Source organism: Sphingobacterium endophyticum, from assembly GCF_009733535.1.
Classification (GTDB): domain Bacteria; phylum Bacteroidota; class Bacteroidia; order Sphingobacteriales; family Sphingobacteriaceae; genus Sphingobacterium; species Sphingobacterium endophyticum.
This window is the reverse complement of sequence record NZ_ML771899.1, coordinates 623,305-645,003: the sequence shown is the minus strand read 5'-3', so window position 1 is coordinate 645,003 and position 21,699 is coordinate 623,305. Positions and strand designations below refer to the sequence as shown.

20 protein-coding genes are annotated in these 21,699 nt (G+C 36.8%); 10 read left to right on the top strand and 10 right to left on the bottom strand.

The features are described 5' to 3' along the window. Positions 1–53 precede the first annotated feature (53 nt). The 8 genes from E0Y80_RS02800 (at position 54) to E0Y80_RS02765 (ending at position 7,207) form a co-directional block, all read left to right on the top strand. On the top strand, positions 54–1,217 hold the full coding sequence (locus E0Y80_RS02800; protein WP_156305881.1) for a THUMP domain-containing class I SAM-dependent RNA methyltransferase: 1,164 nt from the start codon (positions 54–56) through the stop codon (positions 1,215–1,217). Then, positions 1,186–1,866: an HD domain-containing protein gene (locus E0Y80_RS02795; RefSeq protein ID WP_231595894.1), complete on the top strand. Its 681-nt coding sequence runs from the start codon at positions 1,186–1,188 to the stop codon at positions 1,864–1,866. The genes E0Y80_RS02800 and E0Y80_RS02795 overlap by 32 nt, the downstream gene beginning before the upstream one ends. 40 nt (positions 1,867–1,906) lie before the next feature. After that, on the top strand, positions 1,907–2,779 hold the full coding sequence (locus E0Y80_RS02790; RefSeq protein ID WP_156305880.1) for a phosphodiester glycosidase family protein: 873 nt from the start codon (positions 1,907–1,909) through the stop codon (positions 2,777–2,779). 16 nt (positions 2,780–2,795) lie between these two features. Further along, a complete protein-coding gene (locus E0Y80_RS02785) occupies positions 2,796–3,557 on the top strand; it encodes a glycerophosphodiester phosphodiesterase (RefSeq protein ID WP_156305879.1) in 762 nt (253 codons plus the stop codon). 1 nt (position 3,558) lies between these two features. Next, positions 3,559–4,395: an endonuclease/exonuclease/phosphatase family protein gene (locus E0Y80_RS02780; RefSeq protein WP_156305878.1), complete on the top strand. Its 837-nt coding sequence runs from the start codon at positions 3,559–3,561 to the stop codon at positions 4,393–4,395. 118 nt (positions 4,396–4,513) lie between these two features. After that, positions 4,514–5,287 (top strand): DUF4197 domain-containing protein, encoded by a 774-nt coding sequence (locus E0Y80_RS02775; RefSeq protein WP_156305877.1) that lies wholly within the window; start codon positions 4,514–4,516, stop codon positions 5,285–5,287. Between the two features lie 63 nt (positions 5,288–5,350). Then, entirely contained in the window at positions 5,351–6,604 is a 1,254-nt protein-coding gene (gene pepT / locus E0Y80_RS02770) for a peptidase T (RefSeq protein ID WP_156305876.1), read from the top strand. A gap of 36 nt (positions 6,605–6,640) precedes the next feature. Next, positions 6,641–7,207, top strand: a complete 567-nt coding sequence (locus E0Y80_RS02765) for a nitroreductase family protein (RefSeq protein ID WP_156305875.1) — start codon at positions 6,641–6,643, stop codon at positions 7,205–7,207. Positions 7,208–7,252: 45 nt separating this feature from the next. Here E0Y80_RS02765 and E0Y80_RS02760 read toward each other — a convergent pair whose 3' ends face one another. The 5 genes from E0Y80_RS02760 to E0Y80_RS02740 form a co-directional block, all read right to left on the bottom strand. After that, positions 7,253–7,837, bottom strand: coding sequence for a hypothetical protein (locus E0Y80_RS02760; protein WP_156305874.1), 585 nt, complete (start codon positions 7,835–7,837; stop codon positions 7,253–7,255). 50 nt (positions 7,838–7,887) lie between these two features. Further along, complete coding sequence (locus tag E0Y80_RS02755) at positions 7,888–8,424, bottom strand: RNA polymerase sigma factor (protein WP_156305873.1); 537 nt, start codon at positions 8,422–8,424, stop codon at positions 7,888–7,890. Between the two features lie 385 nt (positions 8,425–8,809). Continuing rightward, positions 8,810–10,063, bottom strand: a complete 1,254-nt coding sequence (locus tag E0Y80_RS02750) for a YeiH family protein (RefSeq protein WP_156305872.1) — start codon at positions 10,061–10,063, stop codon at positions 8,810–8,812. Positions 10,064–10,069: 6 nt separating this feature from the next. Further along, positions 10,070–10,990, bottom strand: a complete 921-nt coding sequence (locus E0Y80_RS02745) for a TIGR01777 family oxidoreductase (RefSeq protein WP_156305871.1) — start codon at positions 10,988–10,990, stop codon at positions 10,070–10,072. Positions 10,991–10,992: 2 nt separating this feature from the next. Continuing rightward, positions 10,993–12,426, bottom strand: a complete 1,434-nt coding sequence (locus E0Y80_RS02740) for a phytoene desaturase family protein (RefSeq protein ID WP_156305870.1) — start codon at positions 12,424–12,426, stop codon at positions 10,993–10,995. 171 nt (positions 12,427–12,597) lie between these two features. On the opposite strand from E0Y80_RS02740, the gene E0Y80_RS02735 reads away from it, so the two are divergent. Beyond that, positions 12,598–13,764, top strand: coding sequence for a glycoside hydrolase family protein (locus E0Y80_RS02735; RefSeq protein WP_156305869.1), 1,167 nt, complete (start codon positions 12,598–12,600; stop codon positions 13,762–13,764). Between the two features lie 51 nt (positions 13,765–13,815). On the opposite strand, the gene E0Y80_RS02730 is transcribed toward E0Y80_RS02735, so the two are convergent. The 5 genes from E0Y80_RS02730 to E0Y80_RS02710 form a co-directional block, all read right to left on the bottom strand. Next, positions 13,816–15,609 carry an acyl-CoA dehydrogenase family protein gene (locus E0Y80_RS02730; RefSeq protein ID WP_156305868.1) on the bottom strand — a complete coding sequence of 598 codons (1,794 nt, stop codon included), beginning with the start codon at positions 15,607–15,609 and terminating at the stop codon, positions 13,816–13,818. Between the two features lie 67 nt (positions 15,610–15,676). After that, entirely contained in the window at positions 15,677–16,849 is a 1,173-nt protein-coding gene (locus tag E0Y80_RS02725; RefSeq protein WP_156305867.1) for an acetyl-CoA C-acyltransferase, read from the bottom strand. Positions 16,850–16,886: 37 nt separating this feature from the next. Then, the gene (locus E0Y80_RS02720) at positions 16,887–17,243 is read right to left on the bottom strand and encodes a four helix bundle protein (RefSeq protein ID WP_156305866.1); all 357 of its coding nucleotides are present in this window, start codon (positions 17,241–17,243) and stop codon (positions 16,887–16,889) included. A 140-nt stretch (positions 17,244–17,383) separates the two neighbouring features. Next, positions 17,384–19,810 (bottom strand): 3-hydroxyacyl-CoA dehydrogenase/enoyl-CoA hydratase family protein, encoded by a 2,427-nt coding sequence (locus E0Y80_RS02715; protein WP_156305865.1) that lies wholly within the window; start codon positions 19,808–19,810, stop codon positions 17,384–17,386. Between the two features lie 22 nt (positions 19,811–19,832). Continuing rightward, positions 19,833–20,279, bottom strand: coding sequence for a MarR family winged helix-turn-helix transcriptional regulator (locus tag E0Y80_RS02710; RefSeq protein WP_156305864.1), 447 nt, complete (start codon positions 20,277–20,279; stop codon positions 19,833–19,835). Between the two features lie 268 nt (positions 20,280–20,547). Here E0Y80_RS02710 and E0Y80_RS02705 point away from each other — a divergent pair, with 268 nt between their 5' ends. Continuing rightward, positions 20,548–21,510 (top strand): isopenicillin N synthase family dioxygenase, encoded by a 963-nt coding sequence (locus E0Y80_RS02705; protein ID WP_156305863.1) that lies wholly within the window; start codon positions 20,548–20,550, stop codon positions 21,508–21,510. Positions 21,511–21,699 lie beyond the last annotated feature (189 nt).

The following is a 21,699-nucleotide window of genomic DNA, read 5'->3' as shown; positions in this document are numbered from 1 at the left end:
AAACCGTAAAATTAAACATTTTTTGCTAAGAGAATAAGTAACTTTGCACAAATATGGCAGAAGTTTTCAACAAAAAGAATAAGGTTATTGTTACATGCAACCGAAGGTTGTCCCCTTATTTGGAGCAGGAAGTCCGCGAATTGGGATTTGACATCAAGCGGGCATTCAATACAGGTGTAGAATTACAAGCATCTGTTAATGAGTGTATAAAATTAAATTTAAACCTCAGAATAGCGAGTCAAGTATTATATGAATTAAAATCATTTAGGGCGAATAATGCGGATGAATTATATAAACATTTGCTAGGTATCGCATGGGAGGATTTAATTCCAATCGATGGATATTTTACAGTAACATCGAATGTTCACAACGAAACGATTACTACACCATTATTTGCGAATGTTAAGGTAAAAGACGCCATTGTAGATCGTATTAAAGACAAAAAAGGCCTTCGTCCGAATTCTGGTCCAGATTTAAACAGGGCAGTTATCCACTTACACTGGATGGAAGATCGTGCAGAAATCTTTTTAGACACTTCAGGAGAGACCTTGGCAAAACATGGCTATAGAAAACATCCTGGGAAAGCCCCCATGTTGGAAGCTTTGGCTACAGCAACGATTATGGCGACCCAATGGGATGGCAAAAGTCCATTTGTCAATCCGATGTGCGGTTCAGGGACATTAGCTATCGAAGCTGCTTTGATGGCGCAAAATCGTAAACCTGGATTACAAAGGATGAACTATTCGTTCATGCATTTTATTGGATATAACGAAGAAGTATTTTTTGAAGAAAGAAGAATACTAAAAGATATTACAGATAAGACCAACTTGCCTTCTATAATTGCCTCGGATATATCCTCAGAAGCGATTGAGATTTCGAGGTTAAACGCTCGAACAGCAGGTGTTGAACATTTAATTGAATTTGAAACCTGTGATTTTGCGGACACTACGATACCAAATGAAGATGGTGTTATTATGTTCAACCCGGAGTATGGGGAGAGATTAGGCGTTCATAGTAAATTAGAGGCCACTTATGCAAGGATTGGTGATTTCATGAAGAAAAACTGTAAGGGATATCGTGGTTATATTTTCACAGGGAACCCTGACCTAGCGAAGAAAATAGGTCTCAAAGCCTCAAGAAGGTTTGAATTTTTCAATGGGAAACTTGACTGTAGATTATTGCAATATGAGCTATACGATGGGTCAAAAGAAAAATAAAGAAGAGGATTTCATTAGAAAGACTGCTGAATTTGTTGAAGAAAAGTTAAAAGGCGCGGAATCGGGTCATGATTGGTGGCATATTTTACGGGTATGGAACAACACGAAATTGATACTGCAAGAGGAGAATGCAGATAGGTTAGTCTGTGAACTCACGGCTTTATTGCATGATATCGCAGACAGCAAATTTCACGATGGAGATGAAACGATTGGCCCTCGAGTGGCGGGGGAATTCCTGAACGGAATCGGAGTAGAGGCAGCTGTGGTTGAACATGTTCAAAATATAATATTGAATATGTCCTATAAAGCATCTTTAGGAACCGTTAATTTTCATTCTAAAGAATTGGAAGTTGTTCAAGATGCAGATAGACTAGATGCTATCGGAGCAATCGGAATTGCGCGGGCTTTTAACTATGGAGGATTCAAAAATAGAGAAATATATAATCCTGATTTACCGGTACTGGAAAACCAAAGTAAGGAAGCATACAAAAACACGACCGCACCTACGATTAATCATTTTTATGAAAAACTATTGTTATTAAAGGATAGAATGAATACCAAAACCGCTAAAAAAATTGCTGAAGGAAGGCATGAATTCATGGCCAGCTTTCTGCAACAATTTTATAGCGAATGGAACGGAGCATCATAACTTTAATAATTTCTTAATATTAAATGGGTAAATTCGAGACATGTTACCAAAAGATATGTCTCGAATGACCTTTAAAAGACTAATTCAAATTAGCACCTATTTACTTTTGTACCTTCCATTTATGGTCTATTCTCAAGACCAGGATTCCCTTCAAATAGTAAAAGCGAAATGGGCAAAGAAAGAGATTAGGAAAGGAGTTGTTTGGAATCAAGGACATTTTAACAAGCTGTTCAATTCAGTTCAAGAAATCAATTGGGTTGAAATAGACCTAAATAAGAATAATAAAAACATTCATATTGCAGCTGAACCATCGACCTTAAAGAATACATCAGAATTTGCTAAGGAAGAAGATGCAATAGTTGCAATAAATGCCTCTTTTTTTGACATGAAAAATGGAGGTTCCGTTGATTATCTTAAGGTTGATGGAAAAATTATCAATAAACCAAAAGATGTTAAGCCGAATGAGCGTGCGAATGCGGTATTCAGTATTCATAAAGATCGAATTACAATAGAACAGACGAATAAAATAACGGTTGAGGAATCCTCTGCGGAATCCGTTATGGTTGCGGGTCCATTATTATTAGAGGCTGGAACCTATGTTCATTTAAAAACAAACCCCTTTAATGACAACCGCCACCCAAGAACAGCAGTTGGAATTACTCAAAAGAAGAAATTAATTTTCATACTTATCGATGGCAGAAGTAATCAAGCGAATGGAATGAATCTGACGGAATTAAGTAAAGTAATGAAATGGTTGGGGGCAAAAGATGCCATGAACTTAGATGGCGGCGGTAGTAGTACACTTTATATACGTAATGCGACTGAAAACGGGGTTGTTAATTACCCATCGGATAATAAGAAATTTGACCACGAAGGGCAACGTTCTGTGGCAAATATTATATATTTAAAATGAATAAGTAATTAAAACAATGAAAAGACAGGTATTATTACTAGCTATGACAATTGTATTCCATGCTGGATTATTTGCTCAAACATCCATAATTGCGCACCGTGGTGCTTGGAAAAACACAAAAGTTCCTCAGAACTCAATTGCCTCTTTAGATCATGCGATTGAAGAGGGATGTTGGGGGAGTGAATTTGATGTTTATTTAACTAAAGATGATATTTTGGTTGTTAATCATGACCGAGATTTTCATGGTTTGGAGGTTGAAGACCTCACCTATCAGGAATTATTAGCTAAGAAACACGATAATGGCGAGTCCATTCCGACTGTAGAGGAATATTTAAAAAGAGGATTGCAACAAAAAGGAACCAAATTAATTTTCGAACTAAAAACGAGTAAGTTAGGTAAGGAAAGGACCATGAAAAGTGTTGAACATTCCTTAGCCATTGTTAAAAAGTTAAAAGCAGAATCCATGGTTGAATTCATAGCATTCGATTGGGATGCATGCTTGAAATTCAGGGAATTAAATAAGAAAACAAAGATACACTATCTAAATGGCGATAAATCACCTGCAGAGGTAAAAGCGGCAAAATTAACTGGTGTAGATTATCATTATACTATTTTTCAGAAAAACCCTAACCTGATCAAGGAATTTAAAGCATTGAAATTAAAAACAAATGCATGGACTGTGAATAAAGAAGAGGATATGAAATTCTTAATCGACCAAAAAATCGACTTTATTACAACTGATGAGCCTGAACTTTTAAAAACTATATTGAACAAATAAAATGAAGAAATTCTTAATCAGCTTAAGCCTATTATTGAGCATGGGGTTTACTTATGCCCAACAGATGAATGTTGCAACCTTTAACATTCGTCAGAAAAACAATGTGGATACTGGAAATATGTGGGATGACCGTAAAAGCTACTTGACGGATTTAATTAAATTTCATGAGTTTGAAATTTTTGGAGTTCAAGAAGCCTTTAAAGACCAGTTAAATGACATGTCTAGCAATTTACCCAACTTCAAATATATTGGTGTAGGTAGAGATGACGGAGCAGATAAAGGCGAACATTCGGCAATTTTCTATAATACAGATCGTTTTGAGGTTGGCAAAAGTGGAACCTTTTGGTTATCTGCAACTGACACGGAAAAACCTAATAAAGGTTGGGATGCGGCATTGCCAAGAATCTGCACATGGGGAATTTTTAAGGATAAATCCAACGGTAAGAAGTTCATTTTTATGAACACACACTTTGACCATGTTGGAATTGAAGCAAGAAGAGAGAGTGCAAAATTAATTTTAGCCAAAGCAAAAGAATTTGCAAAAGATCTTCCATTGATTCTGACAGGAGATTTTAATATTGATGAGAAAAATGAAGCTTATTTTACCTTGGCAAAAAGTGGTGTCGTACAAGATGTGTATGATTTAGCGAAAATTGTATATGAACCTAACTCAAGTTTTAATAGTTGGGGAAAATCAATTCGTGATAAAGGACGAATAGATCATATTTTTATTACAAAACCCTTTAAGGTTCATAAATATGGAATTTTGACTGACACTTATAAAGGAAAGTTTCCATCTGATCATTTCCCGGTATATACAGAGTTAAACTGGAAATAACTCAATCTTAAAAAATATGATGCCTCAAAAAAAAACAATTTTGAGGCATTGTTATTTTTAGGCTATGCGATGTTCAAACATTTAATTTTATATCTATTAAAAACCTTAATTTTGAGCAATGAAACAACTGAAAAACATTCAAATATTTGGGCTAATTAGCGCAGCATTATTATTAACAAGTTGCGATGCTTTAAATCAAGGAGGCATAACCTTACCTCCACAGGGAACCGGATCAACAAGCAGTACTCCGAGCAATTCCAATCCTGGCACAATTACACAAACCGAGGCAACAACAGGGGTAAAACAAGCGCTGAATAATGGTCTTCAAGAAAGTATCAAGACCTTATCGATTAAGAATGGTTTTTTAGGAGATGCAGCTGTTAAGATTCTAATGCCTGAAGAGGCTAGAAAAGTTGAGTCGGCATTACGTGCTGTGGGGATGAATAAATTATGCGATCAATTTATTGCGAGCATGAATCATGCGGCAGAATCGGCGGTTAAAGAGGCCTCCGGAGTGTTTGTGAATTCTTTATCAAAAATGACCGTCAACGATGCTTTTAGCATTTTATTAAGCGGGCAACAGGATGCAGCAACTAACTACTTTAAAAAAACCACCTCCTCCGAGTTGACCATCAAATTCAGCCCAATCATACAGACTGCGATGGGACAAAATAATGTAACCACCTATTGGAACCAACTGACATCAGCCTATAATAAATTACCACTAAGCAACAAGATTGAAACCAATCTAACGGCTTATGTAACGCAGAAAGCGATAGATGGTTTGTTTGTAAAAGTTGCAGATCAAGAACTTAAGATCCGAAAGAATATTGGCGGGGCGAGAAGCTCAGGTATTCTTGAAAAAGTCTTTGGTTGGGCAGATAAACAATAAGGTAGATGAATAAAAGGCATTCAAACGATGTATTGAGGTTAATTAATTTGTAGTTTTGTTTCTATGGAGATTAATGATATTCAAAATTTTCAGGTAGCTGAGAATTTTATAAAATATGTTCAGATTGACACACAATCTGATGTAGAGTCAAGTACAGTCCCTTCGACTGAAAAGCAGAAAGATTTAAGCAAGGTTCTAGTAGCGGAATTACAGGCAATTGGAATAAAAGATGCGCATTTAGATGATTTAGGATATGTCTATGCCACAATTCCATCCAATACAGAAAAGGATGTTCCTGTCATTTGTTTTTGTTCACATGTTGACACCTCACCGGATTCTTCAGGAACAGATGTAAAGCCTTTAATTCATCAAAATTATCAAGGCCAGGACCTTGTTTTGCCTGATGATGAAAAAATTATTATTCGTCTTACGGATCATCCAGATTTAAAGGAGCAATTTGGTAATGATATTATCACAGCAAGTGGGAAGACCTTGTTAGGAGCAGATGATAAGGCAGGAGTTGCAGAGATTATGGATGCAGCTCGGATTCTTATGCTGAATCCAGAAATAAAACATGGTGAAATAAAAATTTTGTTCACTCCTGACGAAGAAATAGGCCGTGGTGTCGACCATGTTGACCTTAAGAAACTAAGTGCGGAATATGCATATACGATGGATGGAGAGAGAGCAGGAACGATTGAAGATGAAACATTTTCTGCGGATGGTGTAAAGGTTAAAATAGATGGTATTTCTATTCATCCGGGTTATGCCAAGGGTAAAATGGTCAATGCTATTAAAGTAGCATCAGCAATTATCGATCATTTGCCTAAGGAAAGATTATCTCCTGAGACAACGTATGCAAAGGAAGGTTTTGTTCACCCCACAAATATTGAAGGTTCAGTTGAAGAAGCGAGCATAAGTTTCATAATCAGAGATCATGACACGAAAAAACTGGCAGAACATGAGGCGGAGCTTGAAAATATTGTCAGAACAGTCCTTTCGAAATACCCTGGAGCATCCTATACATTTGAGGTTACGGAGCAATATCGCAATATGAAGGAGATATTGGATCATCATTCTAAGGTAGTAGAAATAGCAATGATGGGTATTGAGCGTGCGGGGATGAAAGTAGAAAAAAGAAGTATTCGAGGGGGAACAGATGGTTCCAGGTTATCGTTTATGGGATTACCATGTCCAAATATATTTGCTGGGGGTCATGCATTCCACGGTAAGCAAGAATGGGTTTCCATTCAAGATATGCAAAAGGCAGTTTTAACAATTTTGCATATATCTGCATTATGGGAAGAACTTTCTTAGTTACCTTAACTTACAATCAATCAAAAAAAATAAAATATGAATCAGAACGAAGTATTAAAAAATATACAATTTAGAAGAGCAGTTTTTCAAGCAAACTATACAGATCAAGAGGTTAGCAGAGATGAACTTCTAACGATTTTAGAAGCGGCAAATGCAGCCCCTACCCACAAAAGGACTCAGCCTTGGAGATTTGTAGTTTTCCGTAATGAAGGATTAGTACGATTAGGTGATGAACTAGCTAGAATATATAAGTCAGTAACTCCTGCTGAAAAGTATACGGAGGCGACGGAACAAAATATGGCAAAGAAAGCTACACAATCAAAAGCTGCGGTAGCTATTATTGTGAATTACAGTGGAGAACTTCCGGAGTGGGAAGAGCTGGCTGCTACAGCTTGTGCTGTTGAAAATATGTGGTTAGCTGCGGCTTCCATTGGAATCGGTGGTTATTGGGCGACACCAGGATTAATCAATCATATTGGACAGTTTTTAAACTTGGAAGAGAACCAGCGCTGTATAGGATTTTTTTATATGGGTCATCATGAGTCAGAACCAAGAGAACCTGTTAGAAATCCAATTGAAGAAAAGATTCGTTGGGAAGAATAAAATAAAAGCGGTCAGGGAAATTCCTGACCGCTTTACTTTTACATTCTATTTTTGGATATCCAGAATAATTCCACCCTTCTCCCCTTTCCATCTTACTTTCTGGTCCATAAAATTACTTAATACTTCTACTAATTCCTGATCCTTGGCAGGACTGATTTGCAAATTTTCAGCAATACCATCGATTACCTCAAAAGTGATGGTTAATCTACCGCTAGCTTTCACATCTCTTAATTCAGAATTCAATTCTTCATTGAATTTTTCCCATCCTTCTTTTGGAACAGCATTAACATTATCCATAATTGTGGATTGGACCTTCATATTTTCATCCATTAGAATAACTTCTGTATTCTTTTCATGGGTATGATTAACCATATATTTAAATAGGATAAGAGATGATGCGACCAAAAACAAGACTGCTGCGGCCATACCGATGGTAAGGCGATGCCAACTATAGAATCTTCTTTTTTTATCGTCGGCTTTTGAAGCAATTTTCTTGGCTAGCCTTTGTTGCAAAATACTGAGTTGATGCGAATCCACTCCACGTTGAAGTCTGTAACCATCAATAGCATCTTGCAAGAAGGGATCATTTAATGCTTCACGTTCTATCTCATACATCTCTTCTTTACTCATGAGACCCATGATATAATTATGAATTCTTGTTAATTGATAATTATTTTCCATTACTTTTTCTCCATACAAATTTTAAGATTACGTCTACCATTCTGTATATAGCTTTTTACTTTTGCTATATCGAAGCCAGTTTGGTCCGCGATATCTTTATAACAATGCTGCTCCAAGTAAAATAATCGGATGCAGCGTTCCTGTTCTATATTAAGTCCAGCGATACAAGTTTCTAACTTTTCGAAATCCTGTTCGTTCCATTTTTTTTCATCTTCGTTTTCGAGCATTTTCTCAGATTCAAACAGGTTATCTTCGATATCTACTTTAATAACTTGTTTGTTTTTTCTGAGTTGCATAAGGCAAAAATTACGCGCATATACATATACCCAACTTTTAAAATTATCTACCTCATACACGCGTAATTTTTCAATTAGCTCATCAAAAATTTGCATGACCGCATCTTGGCTTTGCTCGGTATCCTGAAGATATTTATAGCATACACCATATAATAATGACATATATGGAGCATACAGTTTCCCCAGGCTATCTAAATTGCCGGTCTGCCTAAAATGTTGCAATAGCTGTTTTTCGTCCATGCGATTTTCTCTACACTTATATGATGATTTCCAATCTCAATTTGCATAAATTATTTGAAATATTCGTATCGGCTTTATCATGCTGATTGGATTTGGAAATATGTTACGCCTATGCTGTTGGATGGGGGAATTGAAGTTCATTGTATATTCCAACTCTATGGGATTTGTTCAAAATGTTATCCTAATCAGATTTGAAAACGAGTTAGCTCTGGATAAAAATCCCATCGGGATGGTATATCTATAGCCAGACCCAAAGGGTCTGGAATAGGGTGCAATTCAAATCAACTCCGTAGGAGTGACATATTTAATCCATAGAATTTAAATAAAAAACCGTCCCAAATATTGATTTGAGACGGTTTTAAAATAATTTTATTTTTGGAATTTTTTAGCCAAATAAAGCAATAGCCAATACCAATGTTACCAATATATTGAAGGTCTGAGCGATTAAAAAGGCATACAAAGGTTTTTTATTGTCCTGTTTAAATAAATCCTTGAAATTTGTTTCCAACCCTATGGAAGTAAATGCCAATGCAAACCATAATCCTTGCAAACTCTTTAAACTATCTTTTATTCCAGCATTTGTTTCAGGCGAAATAACGAACGAGAACATTAATGATACAAAGACAAATCCTACAACGAATTTTGGGAACCTCTCCCATATTAATTTTAAGGTTGGTTTATCTTTTTTGGTTTCATCATCTACAGATTTAGAATAAGTCCAATAGATACTGATAAAGAAGGCAGCAATACCCAATAGGACGTTTTGAGAGAATTTCACAATGGTACTGATTTTTAATGCTTCCTCTCCTACCAAAGTTCCGGATGCTGCTACTGCCCCAGTTGTATCAATAGATCCACCGAGCCAAGCACCTGTAACTTCTTGCGAAAGGTTCATCATATCTGCCAGGTAAGGCATGAAAATCATCATTGGTACGGCAGTAATAAGCACTAATGAAATCACATAGGATAATTTCTTGTTGTCTCCTTGAATAGCACCAGAGGTTGCGATTGCGGCAGAGACACCACAAATTGAAACTGCACTGGAAAGCATTAAAGACATTTCCTTATCAATTTTCAATTTCTTACAAATCCAAAAGGCAAAATACCAGACTGAAACAACGACCACCAAGGCTTGTACCAATCCTAAAGAACCAGCTTTTAAGATATCTCCAAAAATTACCGTCGTACCTAATAAGACCAATCCGATTTTTACATATAATTCAGTACTTAAAGCTTCTTTAAACCAAGAAGGAATTTTGAAGAAATTACTGATGATCAAGCCAATTGCCAAACTGAAAATTACGGCTTCCAAGTTGAATGATTTTACTCCTGCATTACCTGCTAAAATCAAGGCAAAGAGCGTTAATATGTAAACGATAGGAAAAACAATCAGTAGGGCTTTCAAATTTTTCTTTAACAACAATGCTCCAACAATTGCAGTTACATAAACCAGCACGAACTGCAGGCCCATTGCTGTTAGGTTTTTCCCTGAAAGGACTTTAGAAGATAATTCTTCTGAATTTGCCCAGCTAAATGCCGGAACAGGAACGATAAATCCTAATAAAGCAATAGCTATAATTCCGATCCCCAAAATAACTACTACCCAATCTTCGGAAAGTTCAAATGATTTACTTGACATAAAAGTTTAAGTTGATGATTTAATAAAAGTATTAAATGCGGGCTGAATATATGGAAAATTAAATTTAAAGCCATTTTTTATGGTTAAAATTGTTGTTACGGGAACTGATTCTAACAACAGTACAGGGTCAACGCCTTTGATAAATGCGCCAATTTTTGCCATAACTGAAGGTAATGGAAGTCCAAAAGAAACTTTACATTCCTTTCTTAATGCGTGCATGAATTCGGCATTACTTACAGGATTGGGGCTACATGCATGATAAATCAATTCTCTATGACTAGATTTTACAATCCAATCAATCAACCTAATAAAATCACTTTCATGAATCCAAGAAACCATCTGCTTACCGTCACCAACTTTACCACCCAATCCCATTTTAGCCAAAGGGTATAATTCAGCAAACATTCCGGACTTTTGACTCAATATCGGGCTCATTCTTAGGATTACTTTTTCAGTATCTTTAGTTTTAGCTTCTTTAAAAGCATTTTCCCAATCCTTCGCTAACGTACCTAAGAAATCATTTGCAAAATCTTTTCCGTTTTCATCCTGAAGGCTTTTTGCAGCATTAAAAATTGATACGCCTGAGAAGTTGATCCATAATTTTACAGGATTTTCCAAGGTCGAAATAGCTTCTCCCAATAATGTAGTTGGGATTATTCTTGATTTCCACAGCAATTCCTTATTTTTTTTTGTAAATCTTCTATTGATTGATAGTCCGCAGAGATTGATGAGGACATCTGCATTATCTAGTTCCTTTTGCCAAGGGCCAAGATTTTCAGCATCCCAATTTACATATTGAACGGTTGAATCACCACTATGATTTTTTTGTCTAGAAAGAACAATAATCTTGTGGCCTTGTTCCTGAAAGAGATTTATCAAAAGACGACCTAAATTTCCCGTTCCTCCAGCTAATACAATCTTTGCCATACTTAATTTTCAATTTTGATGTTAAAATGATCTTTTAAAGCAATCCTAGCGGCATGAAATCCGCACATTCCATGCACCCCACCTCCAGGTGGAGTGGATGATGATGCGATATATACTTTGGGATTAGATGTTCGATAAGGGGTTAAAGACTTTGTTGGTCTTGTAAATAGCTGTAAAATATCCATTTGCCCACCATTAATGTCTCCACCAACATAATTAGGATTATAATTTTGAAGTTGCATTGTGTTCATCGTGGATTTAGCAAGAATTGTATCCTTGAAACCAGGTGCAAATCTTTCAATTTGGTTTTCAATAGCTTCGGTCCTATCCATTGAAGATCCATGTGGAACATGACAATATGCCCAACCAGTATGGTTTCCCTTCGGAGCTCGGCTTGGGTCAACAATACTTTGTTGTGCAAAAAGAACAAATGGTTTTTCAACAAGTTTTCCATTATAGGTTTCCAGTTCACTTCTCGCTATTTCCTCGTAAGTATTACCTAAGTGAACCGTTGATGCGAACTGACTTTTTCCATCTTTGAATGGTGTAGGATCAGATAATGCCCAGTCTATTTTAAACACTCCAAGCCCATACCTAAAATTTTCCAATTGTTTTTTATAGCTATCATTGATGTTCAAGCCATTCAATTTTAATATTTGCAATGGTGTAAGATCGAGCAATAAGGTTTTGTGTTCTGGAAGATCCTCTACATTTTCTAGCCAAAAATTCAGTTGGTGCTCCCCTCCCAACGACTTATAGTAAAGTAACATAGCATTTGCAATAGATTGGGATCCACCAACAGGGATTTTCCATCCGACTTTGTGTCCAAGAGCGGATAAAATCATTCCAATTGCAGCAGTAGTTAATTTAGAGAAAGGCAAAATGCCGTGGGCAACAAGCCCTGCCCATAAAGCTTTAGCTTCTTGGGTTTTAAATCTACTGGCAATATGATGAGCACTTCTTAATCCATTGAGTCCAAATTTGGCCATTAAAATGGGATTTTGAGGGACTTTTAGAGGGCTTAAAAGGTCATTTGAGAGCGCCTCCCAATTCTTTATGAGGGGTTCTAAAAGAGTGATATAGGTTTGATAATCTATCCCTAGCTCGGATTTCATTTGATTAAGATCCTGATGTAGTAAGACTGAATTTCCGGAATCAAGAGGCTGTGATACTTGGTATTCTGCAGATTTGAAAGAAAGACCAAAATCAGAGAGAGGCAGTTTTCTCATAAACGGAGAGCCTAACGCCATAGGATGGATAGCTGAGCAAACATCATGTTTAAAGCCTGGCAGAGTCAATTCTTTTGTTCGCATTCCTCCACCAATTGTATCAGCTCCTTCGATCAATAAAGTGCTGAGCCCCTGCCTTTGAATTGTGATTGCAGCAGCTAGTCCATTTGGACCTGAACCGATAATAATGGCATCGTATTTTTTCAAATCTTAATTAAGAAACTTAAAGTTAAGATAAAGAGACATTAAATGTGAAATTCAAAGTAATATTAGCCTAATATACATCAATATCCACTTATAATTCATCAATCTAAGCTTGACAAACATTGAAAAATAATTGTTTATTAGTATTAGTAATTAAAATTATATCCACTGAGAATGAATAAAATATCAAAGATTATCCTATTCCTCCAATTGTTTTGCTTTCATGTGGGTTATAGCCAAGAAGGAACCGACCTTAATATTTCTGAAATCATGCCTGCTGAAGTTGATCCTGAAAATATTTTTATGGATGAGCACTATTATAATTGGTGTCCATCAGTTATCCAAGGAGAAGATGGGAAATATCATATGTTCTATTCAAGATGGAAACATGGAAAAAGGAATGTTTCGATAGACAGTATGGAGCATATTTTTGATGGTTTTCAGGGTTGGTTAAAATATTCTGAAATAGCCTATGCAGTTTCAGATCATTTAAACGGTCCCTATAAATATGTTAGTACAGTTATTAAAGGAGACGGGGATGAGAAAAGATGGGATCAGTTCACGATGCATAATCCACAGATTAAAAAGTTTGGGGAATATTACTATCTGTACTACATCAGCAATTCCTATGATCCTAATTTCAAGATAGACCAGGAAATCAGCAATGATTGGGGGGAATGGTTAAAATACAATTGTACTCAGAAAATTGGTGTTCTCAAAGCGAAAAGCCTTTCAGAACTAATCCAGGGAAATTTTGAGCCCACAGAGCCATTGATGCAACCAGATAATAAACTAACATATGAGGTTGCCAATAATCCATCGGTAACGCAGGGTCCGGATAAAAAATATTATATGATTTTTAAATCACGGAAACCAAATGTTGGCAATATGACGATGTGGTTAGCAAAAAGCGACCATCCTGATAAAGGTTTTCAAATCATCAGCGATGTATTCACAGAGGCTGATCTTGCCTGTGAGGATCCATTCCTATGGTATGATTCATCAAGAGCTACATTTTATGCTGCAGTCAAGTACTTTTCCCATAGCAAGGTTTTGGTTCCACAATTTGGGGCCTTGGCATTGATAAAATCTAAGGATGCAATGCATTGGGAACCTGCTGAACAACCATTAATTTCATTACGGGAAATTCGATTGAAAGGAAAAGAAAAAATAATGCTTGAACATCTTGAGAGACCATTTATTGTTTTTGATACTTCTGGCAATCCTATTTCATTAGTTTCAGCTGCCACGATTGGTAAGCCTGGAAAGCACGCTGAAAATGAAGTAAATAATATTAATAATTCCTTTATTATCAGTTTTGATCTAGATACGAGGGAGTGAAAATTAAAAAGCCCCGTAAACGGGGCTTTCTTTCATAATCAACCTTAATACTTAGAAACAGTATTTATTTTCTTCGATCAATTTCTTCGCGATTCTTTGACGAGCTTCTTTGACATTGAAAGGTTGGGCTTTTGTAAAGCGACGTAGACCGACCATCATCATATTGAACTCATCACCTTCAGCGAAAGAATTTAATGCTTCTTTACCTGCTGCATTTACTTTATCCACGGCAGTGTAAAGGTATATTTTAGCCATATCGGCTGCATAATCAGCTTGTTCCCCTGGCTGTGTGACCTGCAATTTTTCTGCTCTTAACAGTACAGATTCAGCAACATATACATAACCAATAATATCCGCGATATTCATCAAGATTTCTTGTTCTTTTGACAAGGACATCATTAGTTTCTGCACAGCACTTCCTGCGATCATTAAACCAGCTTTCTTCAAATTTGCAACAATTTTCTTTTCAGCAGCAAAAGGCGTATCGTCCTCAGTTCCGAAATCTGGAATTGACATTAATTCGCTGGCTACAGCTTGTGCTGGCCCCATTAAATCAATTTCACCTTTCATCGCCCTTTTCAGTAACATGTCAACAACCAGTAAGCGGTTAACTTCATTCGTACCTTCAAAGATTCTATTAATACGAGCATCGCGATATGCTCTTTCCATTGGAGCTTCGGCAGAATAACCCATTCCACCATAGATCTGAACACCTTCATCTACCACATAATCTAGCATTTCCGAGCACCACACTTTGATAATAGCACACTCGATAGCAAATTGTTCAACTGATTTCAATTTTGCTTTTGCTTGATCCATTCCAGCAGCAATTAGCGCTTCATATGCGTCATCGATATTTTGACCGGCACGGTATGCTGCAGATTCGTTAGCAAATAAACGGGTTGCCATTTCAGCAAGTTTATAACGAATTGCACCGAATTTAGAGATCGGCAAATTAAATTGAACGCGTTCATTGGCGTATTTTATAGCTGTATTAATGACAGACCGAGCAGAACCAATGGTTGCCGCCCCTAATTTAATTCGGCCAATATTTAAGATATTTACTGCAATTTTAAATCCATTTTCTCTTTCAGAGAGCATGTTCTCTACAGGAACAGGACAGTCATTGAAGAATATTTGACGGGTAGATGAGCCCTTAATTCCTAATTTATGCTCTTCAGGGTTCATGGTAATACCACCGAAATCTTTTTCAACGATAAATGCTGTAAGATTTTTATCGTCATCGATTTTTGCAAATACAATAAATACATCAGCAAATCCGCCGTTTGTAATCCACATTTTCTGACCATTGATAAGGTAGTGTGTTCCTTCGGCATTTAACTTTGCAGAAGTTCTACCTGAATTTGCGTCAGACCCTGAATTTGGCTCAGTTAAACAATAAGCTGCTTTCCACTCGCCAGTACCAAGCTTTGGGACATATTTTGCTTTTTGTTCCTCGTTTCCATAGTAAAGGATCGGTAAAGTTCCAATACCGGTATGGGCAGAAAGCGCTACGGCAAAGGAGAATCCTCCACCTACCGCGTCAGCAACAAGCATAGAGGTGTTAAAATTCTTTCCAAATCCACCATATTCTTCAGGAATTGAGACTCCCAACATGCCCAATTCGCCAGATTTATCCATTAAACTTTGCATCAGACCTTCTTCCTGGGCATCGATACGATCAAGTTTATTTAGAACTTCAGTATCTAGGAAATCAATACAGGTTTGGCGAATCATTTTCGCCTCTTCATCGAATTCCTCAGGAATAAAAATATCTGTATATGGGGTTTCACGAATGACAAACTCCCCACCTTTAATTGCCTTATTTTTTACTTCTTCGCTCATGATATTCTTGTTGTTTAGAATAAAGTGAACATGCACCTCATCTGTTTATATTTTTGTTAGTTCAATATTATAGTAATTCAAAAATTCCCGCAGCCCCTTGACCAGTACCAACACACATGGTTACCATTCCGTATTTCTTTCCTCTTCGTTTAAGTTCATGCAATACCTGTACGGTAAGTTTAGCACCTGTACATCCAAGAGGGTGTCCTAGCGCAATAGCTCCGCCATTTACATTTACTTTTTCTTCATCAAGGCCTAATTCGCGGATTACGGCCAAAGATTGAGAGGCAAAAGCTTCATTCAATTCAAATAAGTCGATATCCTCTTTCTTCATGCCTGCTTGTTCTAAAGCTTTAGGAATTGCAACGACCGGTCCTATCCCCATAATTCTTGGAGGTACCCCAGCAACGGCATAACTAAGTAGTTTAGCAATAGGTTTTAAGTTTAATTCCTTTAGTTTTCTTTCAGAAACAACGAGAACAAAAGCTGCGCCATCCGATGTTTGGGAAGAGTTACCCGCAGTTACAGACCCTTTCGCATCGAACACTGGCCTTAATTTAGAAAGAGCCTCCAAAGATGTATCTGCACGAGGACCTTCGTCCGTATCGACTACATATTCTTTAGTTGCCATCTTACCATTTTTGACATAATTTTCTTTAATGGTAATAGGTACAATTTCCTCTTTGAACTTTCCTTCTTTTATAGCTGCAACCGCTTTTTGATTAGATTTTAGCGCAAATTTATCCTGATCTTCTCTAGAGACATTAAAGTCTTTAGCAACAGCTTCCGCTGTTAAACCCATTCCCCAGTACCAATCAGGATGTTCTTTAGACACGACAGGATTAGGGACGATCTTCCAACCACCAAAAGGCATTCCTGACATGATTTCAACGCCACCCGCAACAATCATATCGGCCATTCCTGATTTAATTTTAGCAACAGCAGTGGCGATTGTTTCTAATCCAGAAGCACAATAACGGTTTACTGTAATTCCCGGTACTTTATCAGTATCTAATCCCATTAGGGAAATAAAACGACCAACATTGAGGCCCTGCTCAGCTTCAGGCATTGCATTACCCACAATCACGTCGTCAATATCTTCTTTGTTTACATTTGGAACAGACGCCATTAAATGCTTAATAACATCTGCTGCCAAATCATCCGCACGTGTAAATCGAAAACCTCCTCTAGGAGCCTTTCCCACCGCTGTACGAAATCCTGCTACAATGTATGCTTCCATGTTAAAGTATTTAGTAGTTAGTATTTAGTAGTTAGATTTAGCAACCTCTTAGTTTTTTCTGAAGAACAAAGCTCATTTTTTGAACTTCATAAATCTTAAATAAAATAGTTTCTAAATCACTTTCTAATAAATAACCTAAATTTTTTGATATAATTAATTGTGTCTCCAATTCATAGGTTGATCCGTGTGATATTCCTAAAAATTGAACAAACATTTTATTGGAATTTCTTCCGGCACCTTCTGCAATATTAGACGGAATTGAAATTGCTGCTCTCTGAATTTGACTTACTAAATTAAATCGCTCCCTTTCAGGAAATAAATCAGTCAATTTATAGATGTCTGAAACTAAATCAATAGACTTTTGCCAGACTTTCAACTCCTTATAGTTATGCATTTTTATCTGTATTAAGTATTTGTATTTATTTAGTGAAATTTATCTTTCTATTTTAACATTACATTAAAAATCATTTAATCAAAACATTAAACTTTATAGATAGCAATCTCATCTTAATACTAAATACTCAATACTTAATACTAATTTCTGAACGGTTTTCCTGTTGTTAGCATGTGCTGAATGCGTTCAAGGGTTTTGCGGGTTGCGCAAAGTTCTAGGAATGCTTTTCTTTCCATGTCTAAAAGGTATTGTTCATCGACTTCTGTTGGTTGGGAAAGGTCACCGCCGCACATTACCCATCCTAGTTTTTCGGAAATTAACTTGTCGTGCTCGGAGATGTAATGTCCGGCTTCCATAGAGGAAGCGCCTACGTACACGATTCCTAGTCCTTGATTTCCTAAAACCTTAATATTCTTGCGATGAGCTGGTTGGACATAGCCAGCATTTGCTAATTCTAATGCTTTGGCTTTAGCATCAGCCAATAACCTCGCGCGGTTCATGGTGATTTCATATTTTCCTTCCTGAAGGTATCCTAGTTCAAAGGCCTCCACAGCTGATGTAGATACTTTGGCTTGGCCAATAGTTAAGAAACGATCTTTCAGGAAGTTCTGATCAATTTGATCTGCTCGGAAATCGTCCGATGCTCTAAGAGCAAATTCTTTAGAACCTCCACCACCAGGGATGACACCAACACCAAACTCAACAAGTCCCATATAGGTTTCCGCATGTAGCTGAACAAAATCAGCATGCATCGAGAATTCACAACCTCCACCTAATGCTAATTGGAAAGGAGCGGCAACGACAGGAATAGCCGAATATCTTAAGCGCATTGATGTATCTTGAAACATCTTCACCGCCATATTAAGTTCATCATAATCCTGCTCAACAGCCATCATGAAGATCATACCAATATTTGCACCAGCAGAGAAGTTTTTACCATCATTAGATATCACCAATCCACGATAATCTTTTTCTGCTAGATCAATTGCTTTGTTCAATCCTTGAATGACATCACCACCAATAGTGTTCATTTTAGTATGGAATTCACAATTGATAATTCCGTCACCTAAGTCAATGATGGATACTCCGGAATTTTTCCATATCGTTTTAGATTCACGAATATGGTCTAAGACGATTAAATCCTCGGTTCCAGGAATTGGGAGATAAGATTTCGAAGCAATATCATAATAATGGCGCACGCCATTTTCTACTTTATAGAAGCTTTCAAAACCAGCATCCAACATTTCATGTACCCATTTGGCGACTTCGCCAGTCTGCCCTGGGAGGCGTTTTTCTTCTTTTTTTATTTTTTCAATAGTATCTCTAACACCTAGGGCGTCCCAAACTTCAAAAGGGCCAATTTCCCAACCGAAACCTGCACGCATAGCATCATCTATACGGAAGAAATTATCCGTAATTTCTGGCACACGGTTAGAAACATATTCGAACAAAGGATAATGCATAGCTCGGAATAATTCTGCTGCCTTATCAGTACCTTGCTCGTAGACTTTCATTCTTTTGCGGATATCCTCCACAGGTTTAGTAGCCTCAAGGGTTGAAGATTTCACTTTTTGCTGAGGACCAAAGGTCATATCTTTTAAGTTCAATGAAAGGATTTCAGAATTTCCTTTATCATCTTTGACCTTTTCATAGAATCCTTTTTTCGTTTTTTCTCCCAACCATTTATTTTCCACCATTTTGCTGATGAATTCAGGGAGAATAAAAACTCCTTTAGCTTCATCATCTGGTGCATTTTGTTCCAATCCCTTAGCTACATTTACTAAAGTATCCAAACCGACAACATCTGCTGTTCTAAAGGTTGCGGATTTTGGGTGTCCCATTGCAGGGCCGGTAAATTTATCTACCTCTTCAACAGATAGTCCTAATTTCTCAACAAGGTGAGTAATAGCCAACATCGAATAAACACCGATTCTATTTCCGATAAATGCTGGGGTATCCTTACATAACACCACTGTTTTACCCAACATTTTATCTCCGTATTCAATTAAGAAGTCAACAACTTCTTTCTTGGTATCCTTGGTTGGAATAATTTCCAATAAAGGAAGATAACGGGGAGGGTTAAAGAAGTGAGTTCCACAGAAGTTTTCTTTAAAATCCTGAGAGCGGCCTTCTTCCATTAGGTGAATAGGAATACCGGAAGTATTGGTGGTAATCAATGTCCCTGGTTTTCGGAATTGCTCAACCTTATCAAAGACAGATTTTTTGATATCCAAACGTTCTACAACAACTTCAATGACCCAATCAGCATGGGCAATTTTGTTCATATCATCATCGAAGTTACCGGTAGAAATACGCGTTGCAAAGGATTTGCTATATAAAGGTGCAGGGTTTGATTTAATGGCAGTTTCCAAAGATTGGTTAACGATTCTATTACGCACCAATGGGCTGTCCAAAGTTAATCCCTTCGCTTCTTCAGCAGGCAATAGTTCTTTCGGAACAATGTCCAAAAGTAAAACCTCTAAACCTATATTAGCAAAGTGGCAAGCAATTCGGGATCCCATTACTCCGGAACCTAATACAGCTACTTTTTTAATATTTCTATTCATATCACGTATATTTTCTAATTTATTAAGGTTCAATTTGTACTTGAGGAGAGTAGTTAGTAGCTACCTCGTTTATTTTTTTCAGGAACTTTATTAAAGTTGCCTTTTCCTTTTCAGAGAAAGATGTGCTCAAATGATCATTGAATTCGCGAACGACATCTTTAGCTATCTTTCTTTTCTCTTGGCCTAATTCGGTTAAATACACTTTAACGGAACGTTTGTCGGTATCACTAGTTTCACGATAGATAAATCCTAGTGATTCTAAGTTATTGAGGACTCTAGATAAAGAAGTCGTTTTCACACCGGTAGAGTTAGCGATTTGCGAAACAGGAGTACCATCCCGATGAATGTTAATTAATATGTAACCGGCAGCTTGTGTAAAACCATGCTGGGAAGCTATCACATTATATTTATTGGCAACAGTTTGCCATGCGGTTTTTAAAAAATAATCGATGGTATTGTCTTGGCTCATATTCGGGTTTCTAACATTTATTATGCAAGCATAACAAATTTAAATTTTTGAATTGATAAATCAAACTGTTTTGTGATTTTTTAATAAATAGTTGACATTAACGGTTTGATATAAAATAATAATGTGAGAATTTACGAAATGTTATGAAATGTGGAAAACTTTTAGGGATTGAATTTCAAATCATTAAATAAAATTTTAAAGGGGTTATAAACAGTTTATAATTTTGGATATTATTATTACATTAACTTTGCATCAAACAAATAAAAACATGGCATTAGTAAATATTCCAAGATTAGACCTGACACATTTTACGGCTGGCAGTTCTGAAGAACGCCAACAATTCGTGTCAGATATCGGCAAAGCATTTAACGAGACAGGATTCGTTACCATTGCGAATCATGGCCTATCTCATGAACTTATTGATGAATTATATCAGGTCGTAAAGGAGTTTTTCGATCAACCCGCAACCATAAAAGATAAATATGAATTTCCTGAATTAGCAGGGCAAAGAGGATATACATCGAAAGGGAAAGAAAAAGCAAAGGATTCGAAGACACCAGATTTGAAAGAATTTTGGCAGAGGGGACAAACAATCGTTGGGGAGGAATATTCAAAAGCGGATTTTCCGGACAATCCATTAGTTGCCGAATTACCTCGTTTTAATGAGGTTACAGCAGAAATATATAAGAAACTCGAAGATGCAGGTCGCAATTTATTAAAAGCCATTGCTACATATTTGGAGTTACCTGAAGACTATTTCGAACAATATGTTATTAATGGAAACTCGATTTTACGCGCCATCCATTATTTCCCTATAGAGAACCCTGATGCTATTCCAGCAGATGCTGTTCGCGCAGGAGCTCATGAAGACATTAATTTAATCACTTTATTAATTGGCGCAAGTGCTGATGGATTAGAGGTGTTGACAAAGGAAGGGGAATGGTTTGCCATTAAAGCAAAAGGCGAGGATATAGTCGTTAATGTAGGCGATATGCTGCAAAGATTAACGAATAATAAATTGAAGTCTACCACACATCGTGTTGTCAATCCTCCTCGTGAATTGATGAAAAACTCTCGTTATTCTGTTCCATTTTTCTTACATCCAAAATCAAATATGAGCTTAGCATCATTAGACTCTTGCATAGATGCAGAACATCCAAAAGCTTATGCAGATTACACCGCAGGACAATATTTGGACGAAAGATTGAGAGAAATCGGGTTGAAAATGTAGAGGAGACAGTAGACAGTAGACATAAGACATAAGAACTGGAGGGTTGAGAGTTGGGAGGATGGGTGTTAAGTGTTGAGGAGGTTGGGTGTTTATGTGCTGGGGGGGGGTAGGTGTTAATGTTTTAGTCTATACTTAAATATAAAAAAGAGAGATGTTGGTATATTAACATCTCTCTTTTTTATGCATTTT